11 protein-coding genes are annotated in these 13,884 nt (G+C 72.8%); all 11 read right to left on the bottom strand.

All coding sequences use genetic code 11. From position 1 onward, the window contains the following. Positions 1-298: 298 nt before the first annotated feature. Positions 299-1,579 carry a 3-phosphoshikimate 1-carboxyvinyltransferase gene (gene aroA, locus ACWGDE_RS03405; RefSeq protein WP_453387278.1) on the bottom strand — a complete coding sequence of 427 codons (1,281 nt, stop codon included), beginning with the start codon at positions 1,577-1,579 and terminating at the stop codon, positions 299-301. Then, on the bottom strand, positions 1,576-3,705 hold the full coding sequence (tkt, locus tag ACWGDE_RS03400) for a transketolase (protein ID WP_453387277.1): 2,130 nt from the start codon (positions 3,703-3,705) through the stop codon (positions 1,576-1,578). Before tkt ends, aroA begins: the two co-directional genes overlap by 4 nt. 139 nt (positions 3,706-3,844) lie before the next feature. Then, entirely contained in the window at positions 3,845-4,927 is a 1,083-nt protein-coding gene (gene aroB, locus ACWGDE_RS03395; RefSeq protein WP_453387281.1) for a 3-dehydroquinate synthase, read from the bottom strand. A gap of 32 nt (positions 4,928-4,959) precedes the next feature. Continuing rightward, positions 4,960-6,144, bottom strand: a complete 1,185-nt coding sequence (gene aroC / locus ACWGDE_RS03390; protein WP_453387276.1) for a chorismate synthase — start codon at positions 6,142-6,144, stop codon at positions 4,960-4,962. Between the two features lie 97 nt (positions 6,145-6,241). Then, positions 6,242-7,366 (bottom strand): prephenate dehydrogenase, encoded by a 1,125-nt coding sequence (locus ACWGDE_RS03385; protein ID WP_453387280.1) that lies wholly within the window; start codon positions 7,364-7,366, stop codon positions 6,242-6,244. Further along, positions 7,366-7,743 carry a chorismate mutase gene (gene aroH, locus ACWGDE_RS03380; RefSeq protein ID WP_453387275.1) on the bottom strand — a complete coding sequence of 126 codons (378 nt, stop codon included), beginning with the start codon at positions 7,741-7,743 and terminating at the stop codon, positions 7,366-7,368. Before aroH ends, ACWGDE_RS03385 begins: the two co-directional genes overlap by 1 nt. Before the next feature lie 47 nt (positions 7,744-7,790). Further along, the gene (locus tag ACWGDE_RS03375; protein WP_453387274.1) at positions 7,791-9,182 is read right to left on the bottom strand and encodes a class II 3-deoxy-7-phosphoheptulonate synthase; all 1,392 of its coding nucleotides are present in this window, start codon (positions 9,180-9,182) and stop codon (positions 7,791-7,793) included. Between the two features lie 155 nt (positions 9,183-9,337). After that, positions 9,338-10,606 carry a multidrug effflux MFS transporter gene (locus ACWGDE_RS03370; protein WP_453387273.1) on the bottom strand — a complete coding sequence of 423 codons (1,269 nt, stop codon included), beginning with the start codon at positions 10,604-10,606 and terminating at the stop codon, positions 9,338-9,340. 27 nt (positions 10,607-10,633) lie between these two features. Next, positions 10,634-11,281, bottom strand: coding sequence for an NAD(P)-dependent oxidoreductase (locus ACWGDE_RS03365; protein WP_453387272.1), 648 nt, complete (start codon positions 11,279-11,281; stop codon positions 10,634-10,636). 74 nt (positions 11,282-11,355) lie between these two features. Continuing rightward, a complete protein-coding gene (locus tag ACWGDE_RS03360; protein WP_453387271.1) occupies positions 11,356-12,168 on the bottom strand; it encodes a class II aldolase/adducin family protein in 813 nt (270 codons plus the stop codon). A gap of 96 nt (positions 12,169-12,264) precedes the next feature. After that, the gene (locus ACWGDE_RS03355) at positions 12,265-13,809 is read right to left on the bottom strand and encodes an FAD/NAD(P)-binding protein (RefSeq protein ID WP_453387270.1); all 1,545 of its coding nucleotides are present in this window, start codon (positions 13,807-13,809) and stop codon (positions 12,265-12,267) included. Positions 13,810-13,884: the final 75 nt, after the last annotated feature.

The raw sequence follows: 13,884 nt of genomic DNA, 5'->3' as shown, positions 1-13,884 counted from the left end.
CGGCGATCGGGGCGGCGGTGTCGAACTTCTGCATGATGTTCTCCTGCGACTCGTTGTCGTTTCTGATGAACGAAAAGCTACGTTGCTTTCCAAGTCCAGGCAAGAAGTTCGTTGCGCAGAAACATCATCATCCCAGGTCAGAGCATCAATATCGTTGCGAAGGTCTGAAGTTAAATGCAACACCAACCACTCGGCTCGTTGCAATGAATGAGAGTGAACGCTCCACCGGGCGCGCCCGGACAACGCGAAAGCCCGCCACTGGATGTGGCGGGCTCGCGTGCCGGATCGACCGAGGGGGTCAGCCGAACAGGCGCCTCAGTTCCCCGTGGAAGCCGGGGAAGGTCTTGGCCACGCACGACGGGTCGTCGAGGGTGATGCCGGCGGCGCGCAGGCCGAGGACCGAGAAGGACATCGCGATGCGGTGGTCGCGGTGGCAGTCGACGGTCGCCGGGACGGGAGTGCCCGGATGGACGGTGATGCGGTCCGGACCCTCCTCCACGCGGATGCCGAGGGCGCGCAGGTTGCCCGCGACGGCCGCGATGCGGTCGGACTCCTTCAGCCGGGCGTGCGCGATGCCGGTGATGGTGACGGGGGCGTCGGCGAGCGGGGCGATCGCGGCCATCGTCATGAAGGTGTCCGAGATATCGCCCATGTCGGCGGTGAAGCCGCCGCGCAGCGCTCCCGCGGACGTGCCCGTGACCTCCGTCCACTCCGCGGTCCTCGTCACCTGCGCCCCCGCGAGGCGCAGTACGTCCACGAACGCCGTGTCGCCCTGCAGGCTGCCGGTGCCCAGGCCCTGGACGCGTACGGTGCGGCCGGTGACGGCCGCCGCCGCGAAGAAGTACGAGGCGGTCGAGGCGTCGGGTTCGATCTCCAGGTCGGCGGGCGCGTACCCGCCGGGGTGGACGGTGATCGCCCCGTCCGTCTCCTCCACGCGCGCCCCGAAGTGCCGCATCAGGGCCAGGGTCATGTCCACGTACGGGCGGCTGACCAGGCGCGGTACGTCCACCGTGAGCGGCCCGCCCATCAGCGGGGCGGCCATCAGCAGACCGGAGAGGTACTGGCTGCTGAGCCCGGAGTCCAGCTCGATCCGGCCGCCCGGCAGCCCGTTGGAGGTGAGGGTGAAGGGCAGGCCGCTGCCGCTCACCTTCGCCCCGAGGCCGGTGAGCGCCTCCAGCAGCGGCCCCAGCGGGCGGGCCCGCAGCTGCTCGGAGCCGTCGAAGGAGATGTCCCCGTACCCGGTGGCCGCGAAGGGCGGCAGGAAGCGGGCGGCGGTGCCGGCGTCGGCGCACCACACCCGGCCGGGGCCGGCCGGGCCCCGGCCGTGCCCGGTGACCTGCCAGACCTCGCCCGAGCCGTCGCCGTAACCGGAGCCGTCGCCGTATCCGTACCCCGCGTCACCGACATCGCGTACGCCGGTGCCCAGGTCCGTCAGCGCGGCCCGGAAGGCGAGGGTGTCGTCGCTGACCAGCGGCGCGCCCAGGCGGCTGCTCCCCCGGGCGGCGGCGGCGAGCAGAAGCGCCCGGTTGGTGATGCTCTTGGAGCCCGGGATGCGGGCTTCGAGCACGGTGGCGGTCATCGGGCCGTGGACTTGCGGCGGTTGGCGCGCTCGAGGCTGGCACGGGCGGCGGCGGCGACCTTGGGCGCCGTCAGGCCGTGCAGCTCGTACAGGGACTGGTAGGGGGCGGAGGCGCCGAAGGAGTCGATGCCCAGCGAGGTGCCGGCCGCACCGACCAGGGCGTACCAGCCGAGGCTGGAGCCGGCCTCGACGGAGACCCGGGCGTCGACGTCCGACGGCAGCACCTGCTCGCGGTACGCCTCCTCCTGGGCCTGGAACCACTCCAGGCAGGGCATGGAGACCACGCGGGTGGCGAGGCCCTCCGCCTGAAGGATGCGGCGGGCGTCGAGCGCGATCGGCACCTCGCTGCCGGTGGCGATGAGGATGGCCTCGGGGCGGCCGCCGTCGGCCTCGGCCAGGACGTAGCCGCCGCGCGCGGCTCCCTCGGCGGGGGACAGCCCGCTCTCCTCGGTGCGTTCCAGGACGGGCAGGTTCTGCCGGGACAGGCACAGGCCGGCCGGGCGGTCGCCGTTCTCCAGGATGGTGCGCCAGGCGATGACGGTCTCGTTGGCGTCGGCGGGCCGGACCACGTCCAGGCCGGGGATGGCGCGCAGCGACCAGAGGTGCTCGATCGGCTGGTGGGTGGGTCCGTCCTCGCCGAGCCCGATGGAGTCGTGGGTCCAGACGTAGGTGACGGGCAGCTTCATCATGGCCGCGAGGCGGACGGCGGGGCGCATGTAGTCGGAGAAGACGAGGAAGGTGCCGCCGTAGGGGCGGGTCCCGCCGTGCAGGGCGATGCCGTTGAGGACGGCGCCCATGGCGTGCTCGCGGATGCCGAAGTGCAGGGTCCGCCCGTACTGGTGGCCGGAGTACGCCTCGGTCGCCAGTTCCTCGGGGATGAAGGACGGTTCGCCCTTCATGGTGGTGAGGTTGGACTCGGCGAGGTCCGCGGAGCCGCCCCACAGTTCGGGCAGGGCGGCGGCGAGCGCGTTCAGCACCTCGCCGGAGGCCTTGCGGGTGGCGATCTGGCCGCCCGCGGGGAAGACCGGCAGGTTCTCCTGCCAGCCCTCGGGCAGCCGGCGCTCGGAGAGGCGGTCGAAGAGCTCGGCGCGCTCGGGGTTGAGGGCGCGCCAGTCGGCGAGGGTCTTGTCCCACTGGCGGTGCGCCTCGGCGCCGCGGTCGGCGACCCGGCGGGCGTGGGCCAGGACTTCGGCGGGGACCTGGAAGGAGAGGGAGGGGTCGAGGCCCATCGCGGCCTTGGCGGCCGCGGCCTCCTCGGCGCCGAGGGCGGATCCGTGGATGCCGCCGGTGTTGCGCTTCTTCGGCGCGGGCCAGCCGATGATCGTGCGCAGCGAGACGAGGGAGGGCCGGTCGGTGGTCTCGCGGGCGGTGGTGAGCGCCCGGTGCAGGGCCCGCACGTCTTCCTTGTACTCACCGCCCGCGGTCCAGTCGACCTCCTGGACGTGCCAGCCGTAGGCCCGGTAGCGGGCGAGGGTGTCCTCGGAGTGGGCGATCTGCCGGTCGTCCTCGATGGAGATGCGGTTCTCGTCGTAGAGGACGACGAGGTTGCCCAGGCGCTGGTGGCCGGCGAGCGAGCTGGCCTCGTGGGCGACGCCCTCCTCCAGGTCGCCCTCGGAGGCGATGGCCCAGACGGTGTGGTCGAAGGGGGAGGTGCCGGGGGCGGCCTCCGGGTCGAACAGGCCGCGCTCGCGGCGGGCGGCCATCGCCATGCCCACCGCGTTGGCGAGGCCCTGGCCGAGGGGGCCGGTGGTGGTCTCGACGCCGGGGGTGTGCCCGTACTCGGGGTGGGCGGGGGTCAGACTGCCCTCGGTGCGCAGGCCCTTGAGGTCGTCGAGACCGAGCCCGTAGCCCGACAGGTAGAGCTGCGTGTAGAGGGTCAGGCTGGCGTGGCCGCAGGAGAGCACGAAGCGGTCGCGGCCGGCCCAGCGCGGGTCCTGGGGGTCGTGGCGCAGCAGCTGCTGGAAGAGCAGGTACGCGGCCGGCGCGAGGCTCATGGCGGTGCCGGGGTGGCCGTGACCGGCCGCTTCCACGGCGTCGACGGTCAGGGCGCGGGCGACCTCGACGGCCCGGCGGTCGGCGTCCTCCCAGAGCAGGGCGGACCCCTGCGGGGCGGTGGCGACGGTCATGACGGGCCTTCCTGTTCGACGGATTCGGGCAGTTCGGGGACGGGCACTGCGGCTGGTACGAGGACTGCGGCGCGAACCCGTCCGGCGATCCGGGCTGAGCGCAGCGCGCGGGCGCGGGCGTAGCGGACCGGGGCCCGCCTCACCGGGCGAGCCGTTCGTAGGCGGCCCGCAGCAGGCCCTCGTCGGGTGCGCTCAGCAGGGCGGGGCGGGCGATGGCGTCGAGGACGACGAACCGCAGCCGGTTGCCCCGGGTCTTCTTGTCGATGCCCATCGCGTCGCGCAGCGGTGCCCAGGCCCCGGTGTGGCCGGTGGGCAGTCCGGCGGCGGCCAGGAGGGTGCGGTGGCGTTCGGCGTCGGCGGCGGACAGCCGGCCGTCGAGGCGGGCGAGTTCGGCGGCGAAGACCATGCCGGCGGCCACCGCGTGGCCGTGCCGGACGCGGTAGCCGGAGACCCGCTCGATGGCGTGGCCGAGGGTGTGCCCGTAGTTGAGGTGTTCGCGGCGGCCGTCCTCCCTGAAGTCCTCGGTGACCACCTCCGCCTTGACGCGGACGGCGCGTTCCACGAGCTCGCGGGTGTGGACGGTGCCGGCCGGGTCCTCCTCGACCAGGCGCAGGATCTCCGGGTCGGCGATGAAGCCGGCCTTGACGACCTCGGCGAGACCGCTGACGTAGTCGGCGGGCGGCAGGGTGTCGAGGAGGTCCAGATCGCACAGGACCCCGGCGGGCGGGTGGAAGGCCCCGACGAGGTTCTTGCCCTGGGGCAGGTTGACGGCGGTCTTCCCGCCGATGGCGGCGTCGACCATGCCGAGCAGGGTGGTCGGCACGAGCACCAGCCGGACGCCGCGCAGCCAGCCGGCGGCGGCGAATCCGGCGAGGTCGGTGGTGGCCCCGCCGCCGACGGCGACGACGGCGTCGGAGCGGGTGAACCCGGCGTCCGCGAGCGCCCGCCACAGGCCCGTCACGACGGTCATGTCCTTGGCGGCCTCGCCCTCGGGCACTTCGAGGGAGACCACGATGCGGCCCTCGTCGGTGAGCTCCCGGGCGATCCTGCGGGCCGTGGGCAGCAGGGTGCGCGGGTGGACGACGGCCACGCGCAGCGGTCCGGCGCCCAGGATCCGGCCGGTCTCGCCGGTCAGGCCGCGGCCCACGACGGCCTCGTACGGGCGCTCGCCGCCGATCCGGATGCGGGTGCTCTCCGCCGGTTCCGGCGTGTTCCCCGTCAGGACCGGGGTGTTCCCGGCCAGGGTCGGGGCGCTCACCGGACGGCCAGGTTCTCGAGGTAGCCGCGGTGGTTGCGGGAGGTCTCGGCGACGGAGTCCCCGCCGAACTTCTCCAGTGCGGCGTGGGCGAGCACCAGCGCGGTCATGGCCTCGGCGACGACGGCCGCGGCGGGTACGGCGCAGACGTCGGAGCGCTGGTGGTGGGCGGCGGCGGGCTCGCCGGTGGCCACGTCGATGGTGGCCAGGGCGCGGGGCACGGTGGCGATCGGCTTCATGGCGGCGCGCACCCGCAGCGGTTCGCCGGTGGTCATGCCGCCCTCGACTCCGCCGGAGCGGGCGGTGCGGCGGCGGATGCCGTCCTCGCCGCGCTCGATCTCGTCGTGGGCGAGGGAGCCGGGGACGCGGGCGAGGCCGAAGCCGTCGCCGAACTCGACGCCCTTGATGGCCTGGATGCCCATGAGGGCGGCGGCCAGCCGGGAGTCGATGCGCCGGTCTCCGTGGACGTAGCTGCCCAGGCCGGGCGGCAGTCCGTAGGCGAGGACCTCGACGACCCCGCCGAGGGTGTCGCCGTCCTGGTGGGCCCGGTCGACCTCGGCGACCATCGCGGCGGAGGCCTCGGGGTCGAGACAGCGCACGGGGTCCGCGTCGACGCGTTCGGTGTCCTCGGGCCCGGGCACCACGCCCTCGGGGGCGGTGGCCGCCCCGAGGGAGACGACGTGGCTGACGATGGTGATCCCGTACGCCTGCTCCAGGAAGGCGCGGGCGACCTCGCCGAGGGCGACGCGGGCGGCGGTCTCGCGGGCGCTGGCCCGCTCCAGGACCGGCCGGGCGTCGTCGAACCCGTACTTCTGCATGCCGGCGAGGTCGGCGTGGCCGGGCCGGGGGCGCGAGAGGGGGGCGTTGCGCGCCTGGCCGGCCAGGAGCTCCTCGTCGACTCCGTCGGCGGCCATCACCGTCCGCCACTTGGGCCATTCGGTGTTGCCGACCTGGACCGAGACCGGGCCGCCCTGGGTGAGGCCGTGGCGGACGCCGCCGAGGAAGGTCACCTCGTCCCGCTCGAAGGCCATCCGGGCGCCCCGGCCGTGGCCGAGGCGGCGGCGGGCCAGGGAGTCGGCGACCGCCTTGGTGGAGATCTCCACTCCGGCGGGCAGGCCTTCGAGGACGGCGGTGAGTGCGGGGCCGTGCGATTCGCCCGCGGTGAGCCATCGCAAAGTACTCAAGGGTGATCCTCTGTCGTGCGGCGCGCGCTGCGCCGGCGTGGTCTGCGGCGCAGCGCTGCGCCGGCATGGTCTGCGGTGCGGTGGACGGCGCCCGGGCTCAGACCCCGACGGCGACCGGAGGGGCCTCGATCGGGCCCATCCGCTGGACCCGCCAGCCGGCGCCCATCAGGCCCCGGGCCATCTCCAGGGCGGTGCCGCGGGCGACCATCAGCTCGACCAGGCCGCTCTCGTCGCCGGGCGAGTGGTCGATGGTCATGTCCTCGATGTTGACGCCGAGTTCGGCGGCGTTCGCGAGGAGCCGGGCGAGTTCGCCGGGCTGGTCCCCGATCAGTACGCGGACGGGGGCGCAGGCGGGTACCGGGTGGCCGTGCTTCCCGGGGATGCGGTCGCGGCCGCTGATGCCGCGGCCGAGCAGGTCGGCCAGGAGCGTGGTGCCCTGGGCGCGTTCGTCGGCGTTGTCGGTGGCGAGGCCCCGCAGGGCGGCCACGGTGACCTGGAGGTCCTCGGCGAGTTCGGTCAGCACGTCGGCGACCGCGGTGGCGTTGGACTCCAGGATGTCGCTCCACAGCCGGGGGTCTCCCCCGGCGATCCGGGTCACGTCGCGCAGCCCCTGGCCGGCGAGGCGGCAGGCGTCCTCGGGGAGGTGCTGGAGGCGGGCGGCCATCAGCGAGGCGACGACGTGCGGGGTGTGCGAGACGCGGGCGACGGCCCGGTCGTGGACGTCGCTGTCCATGACGACGGGCACGGCCCCGCACAGGGAGACCATCATGAGCGCCATGTTGAGCGCTTCGCGGCCGGTCTCGGGCGTGGGCGTCAGGACCCAGGAGCGGCCCTCGAAGAGGGTGGCGCAGGCGGCGAGCGGGCCGGAGCGTTCCCGGCCGGCCATGGGGTGTCCCCCGATGAAGGTGACGGGGTCGGCGCCGGCGGCGAGCACCCCGATCTCGGGCTCGGTCTTGACGCTGGCGACGTCGGTGTACGAGCGGGCGAGGCCCAGCTTCTGCTGGGCGGCGAGCACGGTGCCGACGTGGGCCGGCGGTACGGCCAGGACGGCCAGGTCGACGGTGTTCTTCGGGGCGCCGAGGGTGCCGGCGCCGAGCGAGGCGGCGGTGCGGGCGGCCGACTCGTTCTCGTCGATGAGGTGGACGGCGACCCCGCGCCGGGAGAGGGCCAGGGCGACGGAGGTCCCGATGAGTCCCGTCCCCACCACCGCGGCGGAGCGGATCATCTCGGCTCCCCGGCCACGGCGAGGTCTCTGCGCAGGGCTGCCGCGCCGCCCAGGTAGATGTGCTTGATCTCGCGCTTGGACAGTTCCGTCTCGGCGTACGCGAGGACCCGGACCACGCGGGGCAGGGACCCGGCGATGTCCAGTTCCTGCGCACACATCAGCGGCACGTCGGTCACGCCCAGTTCGCGGGCGGCCACCGCCGGGAACTCGCTGACCAGGTCCGGGGTCGCCGTGAAGAGCACGCTGACCAGGTCGTCCTGGTCGAGCCCGTTGGCCGCGAGCATCTCCTGGAACAGCGTCCGGACCCCGTCCAGCAGGTGGACCCGCTCGTCGACTTCCAGCTGGATGGCACCGCGCAGGGCACGCACGGACATGGTCTTCTCCCTTGGCTCAGGACGGTACGTCGATCGGTCGCGCGGGATCAGGCGGCGGCGGGTACGGCTTCGCGGCGTACCGCGCCCGACGCGTCCCGGTCCCGGTACAGCTCGGCGACCTGGAAGGCCAGGTCGAGGGACTGCTTGCGGTTCAGGCGGGGGTCGCACGAGGACTCGTAGCGCTGCCCGAGGTCGGTGAGGCGGACCTCGGCGCCGCCGCCGACGCACTCGGTGACGTCGTCGCCGGTCAGCTCGATGTGGATGCCGCCGGGGTGGGTGCCGAGCGCGCGGTGGACCTCGAAGAAGCCGGTGACCTCGTCGAGCACGTCGTCGAAGTGACGGGTCTTGTGGCCGCTGGGCGCCTCGAAGGTGTTGCCGTGCATCGGGTCGCTGATCCACGCGGGGCGGGCGCCCTCGGCGGTGACCTTGGCGACGAGCTCGGGCAGGATCTCGCGGATGTTGCGGGCGCCCATGCGCGTGATGAAGGTGAGGCGGCCGGGCTCGCGGTGGGGGTCGAGCTTGTCGATGAGGCGCAGGGCCTCGTCGGCGGAGGTGGTGGGCCCGAGCTTGACGCCGATGGGGTTGCGGACCTTGGAGGCGAACTCCACGTGGGCGCCGTCCAGCTGGCGGGTGCGCTCGCCGATCCAGATCATGTGGCCGGAGACGTCGTACAGCTCGCCGGTGCGGGCGTCGGTACGGGTCAGGGCGGCCTCGTAGTCCAGGAGCAGCGCCTCGTGGCTGGCGAAGATCTCGGAGGAGTGGACGGCGGCCGGGTCGGCTCCGCAGGCGGAGAGGAAGGTCAGCGCGTCGTCGATGTCGCCGGCGAGGCGCTCGTAGCGCTCTCCGACCGGGGAGGCGGCGACGAAGTCGCGGTTCCACTCGTGGACCTGGCGCAGGTCGGCGTAGCCGCCGGTGGTGAAGGCCCGTACGAGGTTCAAGGTGGCGGCGGAGGAGTGGTACATCCGCTTGAGCCGCTCGGGGTCCGGGGTGCGGGACTCGGCGGTGAAGGCGAGGCCGTTGACCGAGTCGCCCCGGTAGACGGGCAGTTCGACGCCGTCGCGGATCTCGGTGGGCTTGGAGCGGGGCTTGGAGTACTGCCCGGCGATCCGGCCGATCTTCACCACGGGCACGGAGCTCGCGTAGGTGAGGACGGCGGCCATCTGGAGCAGGGTGCGGACCTTGTCGCGGACCTGGTCGGAGCTGACCGCGTCGAAGGTCTCGGCGCAGTCGCCGCCCTGGAGGATGAAGGCCTCTCCCCGGGCGACGTCGGCGATCCGCTCGCGCAGGCGGTCGCACTCCCCGGCGAAGACCAGGGGCGGGTAGGAGGCGAGGTCGTCGAGCGCGGAGCGCAGGGCGACGGGGTCGGGGTAGGCCGGCTGCTGGGCGGCGGGCAGCAGCCGCCAGGAGTCGACGGCCGTGGCGTGAGTGGCGAGGGTCATGGTGGCTGTGCCTCGATCGGTTTCGGTGGAAAGGGAGGAGGGTGGGCCTGTCGCCGCCCGGGTGGTGGCCCGGGGTGCCGGGGGACCGCGCGGCGATGAAGCCGTACGGTCCCCCGGCAGGCAATCCGTTTGCTCGAGCCTGTCTCGCCGGGGGCTTAGACCGGCTCGCGCACCTCGGCGAGCGCGGACTCGGCCGCGGGCGCCTGGGCCTCGGTCTCCGGGCCGGCGGCCTGGTGACCCTTGGTGAGGCTGAAGAAGACGAGCCCGCCGACGCCGAGGACGGCGATGACGATGCCCATCGGGACGGCGCTGTCCTCGCCGGCGAGGCCGACGAGCGGGACGACGGCCGCACCGATCAGGTGCTGGGACAGGCCCAGCAGTGCGGCGGCCGAGCCGGCCACGTCACCGTGGTCCTGCAGGGCCAGGGCGAAGGAGTTCGGCAGGACGAGGCCGACGCTGGAGACGACCACGAAGAGCGCGACGAGCATCGGGGCCAGACCGGCCTCGGTGATGACCACGGCGAGCAGCGCGAGGCCGCCGACCGCGGAGGCGGTCAGACCGGTCGCGAGCAGGGCGCGCGGGCCGGTCTTGTGCACGATGCGGCCGCTGACCTGCGCGGCGATGACCAGGCCGAGGGCGTTGACCGCGAAGACGGCGCTGAAGCCCTGCGGGGACATCCCGTGGATGGACTGGAGCACGAAGGTCGAGCCCGAGATGTAGGCGAACATCGCGGCGAAGGCGAACCCGCAGGCCAGGTTGTAGCCGACGAACACCCGGTCGGTGAGCAGCCGGCGGAAGATCGGCCCGGTGGCCTTGAGGCCGCCGCTGACGCGCCGTTCGGCGGGGTGCGTCTCCGGCAGGGCGCCCGCGACGCCGAAGAGCATGACGGCGCCGATGATGGCGAGGGCGATGAAGATGCCCTTCCAGGACGTGAGCAGCATCAGCTGGCCGCCGAGGACGGGGGCCAGGATCGGCGCGATGCCGGTGATGAGCATCAGCATGGCGAAGAACCGGGCCGCGGCGGGCCCGGTGTGCCGGTCGCGCACGACGGCGGAGGCGATGACGATGCCGGTGGCACCGCCGAGGCCCTGCAGCGCGCGCAGCCCGACGAGGGTCCAGATGTTCGGGGCGAAGGCGCAGAGCAGCGCGGTGACCGCGAACAGCGCGAGACCGGCGATGAGCGGACGGCGGCGGCCGAGCGCGTCACTGACCGGGCCGGCGATGAGCTGGCCGATGCCGAGGCCCAGCAGGCAGGCCGTGAGGCTGAGCTGGGCGGCGGAGGCGCTGGTCGACAGGTCTTCGGCGATCTGCGGAAGACCGGGGAGGTAGGCGTCGTTGGACAGCGGTCCGAGAGCGGTGAGCGCACCGAGGATGATGGCGAAGCGGGCGAGCCCGGCGCCCTTCGGCGTGGCGGGTGAAGTCATGGTCGGATCCCCTCCGGGGAACGCGGATCAGTAGGCGACGGTGATGCGGGACTGGATCGCGTCGCCGCGCTCCAGTACGTCCGCGAAGGCGACCGCGTAGTCCGCGATGCTGATGCGGCTCTGTCCTTCGGCGTCCACCAGGAGCTGGTCACCGCCGACGCGGTAGGTTCCGGTGCGCTCGCCGGGTTCGATCTGGGCGGCCGGCGAGATGAACGTCCAGTCGAGGCCGTCGGCCTGGCGGTAGAGACCCAGCGCCTCGCTCTGGGCCAGCGCGTTCTGCTTCCAGACGGCCGGGAAGTTCGGGTTGTCGATGACCTTGACGCCCGGGGCCACCTCGAGGCTGCCGGCGCCGCCGAGGACCACGACGCGGCGTACGCCGCTGCGGGTGAGGCCCTCGATGAGCGCGTTGGCCGCACCGACGATGATCTTGTGGTCGTCGTCGACTCCGAGCTTGGGGCCGACGGCCGAGGCCACCGCGTCGTAGCCCCGCGCGGACAGTTCGGCCACGGTGTCGGCGCTGGTGGCGTCACCGGCGACGACGTTCAGTCCCTCGTTGGCGTTGCCCGCGATCTCTCCGGTGCGGGTGACGCCGGTGACGGAGTGCCCACGGGAGAGCAGCTCACCGGCGATGGCGCTGCCGATGTGTCCGCTCGCTCCGAAAAGCAGGATGTTCATGGTGTGCCTCTTCTACTTGGGTGTTTCTCGCGGGGTGTTGTCGCGCGGGACGGTCACCACTCCGACGAAGCGGCCTACTCCTCTGTGAGGAAGTCGGGCTGCTCGCGGACGATCTCGTCCCAGAGCAGCTGGAAGCTGAACCAGCCCAGCTGCTCGTTGCCGAAGCCGTCCCCCGCGGCCACGGCCTGCTCATGGGTGAAGCTCTTGGGCGTGCCCGCCGCCCGGGCGAGCAGCTGCACCTGGGCGCAGCTGTCGTAGGTGAAGAACCAGTGCACGGCCTCGTCGAGCGATCCGCCGACGGTTATGAGGCCGTGGTGGCGCAGCAGGATCGCGCGGTTGTCGCCGAGCTTCGCCGCGATGTCGCGGCCGAGTTCGGCGGAGACCGAGGGGCCCTCGTACTCCTCGTAGAGGACCTGGCGGTTGTAGAAGGCCGCGGACTCCTGGTCGATGGGCTCCAGCAGGAGACCCAGGGCGCCCAGCGCGCGGGAGTGCGCGGTGTGCCCGTGGGCGGCGGCGGTGGCGCCGGGCTGCATCTCGTGGATGGCCGAGTGGATGACGAAGGCGCTGGGGTTGACCCGGTGCTTGCCCTCGACGACGTTGCCGGCGGAGTCCACGCAGATCAGGTCGGCGACCGTCACCAGATTGAAGGAGACGCCGAAGGGGTTCACCCAGAACCGGTCCTCGTGCTCCGGGTCGCGGACCGAGATGTGGCCCGAGATGCCTTCACCGAAGCCGTACTTGCCGAACAGCCGCAGCGCGGCGGCGAGCCGCTGCTTGCGGTGGCGCCGGGTCTCCTCGTGGGTGGCGAACACCGGCTCGGTCGGAATCGGCAGGCCGGTGTGCGTGTCCGCCAGGTAGGCGGGCCGGTCGGTCTCGGTGATGCTCATGCTCGGGGGTCCTCATCTCCGGATCGTTTTCCGGTGGCGGTACGGGTACGGGTGCGGGCGGTGTCCGGACCGCGGCGGGTCCGGACCGTGCGCGGGCTAGACCGTGAGCAGGACTTCCTCGCTCTCCTGGCTCGCGGCGGTGACGGTCTCGGCGTGCTGCAGGATCGCGCCGACGATGTCCTGGCTGCGGTCGACCAGCGAGGGGATGCCGAAGGTGAAGAAGAGCGACCCGGCGGCGATGTTGCCGAGCCCGTAGAGGCGCGGGTCGGGGCGTCCGTTGGTCGTGAGCTGGCTGGTGGGCCGGGCTATGTGCAGGCCGCCGTGGGGGTGCCGGCTGGCGACGCGGCTGCGCATGAGCGAAGTGACCAGGGGCGCGGCGCTGGTGGGTATGCGCCCCTCGGAGGCGTTCACGGCGCTGACGACGCGGTCGGCCGTGAAGTTGTGGCCCTCGGCGGTGACGACGTCGAATCCCGCCTCGGGGTTGGGCGTGATGTTCTGCAGGCCGGCGACGATGTCGAGCTTGCCCGCCTCGACGAGTTCGAGGAGGACTCCGGCGCTGCCCGGCGGCATGGGGCAGCACAGGCTCATGATCGTGCGGTAGTGGGCGCGCAGCAGCTGGACCTTGTCCTGCTCGCGCAGCAGCGGCCAGACGTCGGGTCCGGTCTCGGGGACGGCACGCTGCAGGATCCGCAGGCCCATGTGCGGGGAGTCGACCTCTTCGATCTGCCGGCGCAGCCGGTCGACCGGGTCCTCCAGGTCGACGCGGATGATCTCCTCGACGGTCGAGTCGAGGTCGGCTCCGACGTCGCGGAACTCCGCCCGCATGATGGTGGCGATGTCCTCGAGGCTGATCTCGGGGTGGGTGGTGGCCAGGGTCTCCATCCGGTGCGGGGTGAAGTGCCGCAGCTCGAAGGGGACCGCCTTCTGCCGCACGCCCGGCAGGACGCCGCGGCGCGACATCAGGCTGATGCGGCCCTGGTGCCCCTGGGCGGCCAGGGACAGGATGATGTCGATGGCGGTCAGACCGCTGCCGATGACGGCGACGTGGTCGTTCTCGCCGACGTCCGCCAGCTTGTTGACGATGGGGTACGGGTCTCCGACGAAGCCCTCGGTGCCGGCCAGCCCGTAGACGTCCTTGGGGCTGTCGCCGCCGACGCACAGGATGGCGTAGTCGAAGGCGCGGGCCCGTCCGTTGCCGGTGCGCAGCAGCACCCGGTTGGCGGCGCGGCTGGCGGAGGTGACGCCCTCGCCGACGAGGTCGACGCGCCAGCCCTGGCGGCGCAGTTCACCGAGCGCGGCGTACGCCGTCTGCTCCAGGTACTCGCCGTAGACGGTGCGGGGCGCGAAGCGGCTCCCGGACCACCGGTCGACTCCGGTGCGCACCCCGATGACCTTGTCCCGCGTCTCCAGCCAGTTCTCGAAGTGCTGGAGGTCGCCGGCGCGCACGGACATGTCGTCGGGCGTCGCGTTGACCTTGAGGGTCTCGGTGTCGACCTGGTAGGCGCGGCCGCGCCACAAGTGCGGTGACGGTTCGAAGACCGTGAGGCTGCCTGGTTCGCTCTGTGTTCGGGACAACGCGTCGATCAAGCAGACTGCAGCCGCGCCTCCTCCGACGATACCGATCGAGAATCCACGGGACATGTGTCAGTCACCTATCAATTCGTGGAAGGCGCTGGGTCGTCGTGCGCCGGCCTTGCTGTCCGCGATCACGGTGGC

Source organism: Streptomyces sp. NPDC054956, from assembly GCF_053609185.1.
Note: the sequence above shows the minus strand (reverse complement) of the source record. Positions and strands in the feature narration are given on the sequence as shown.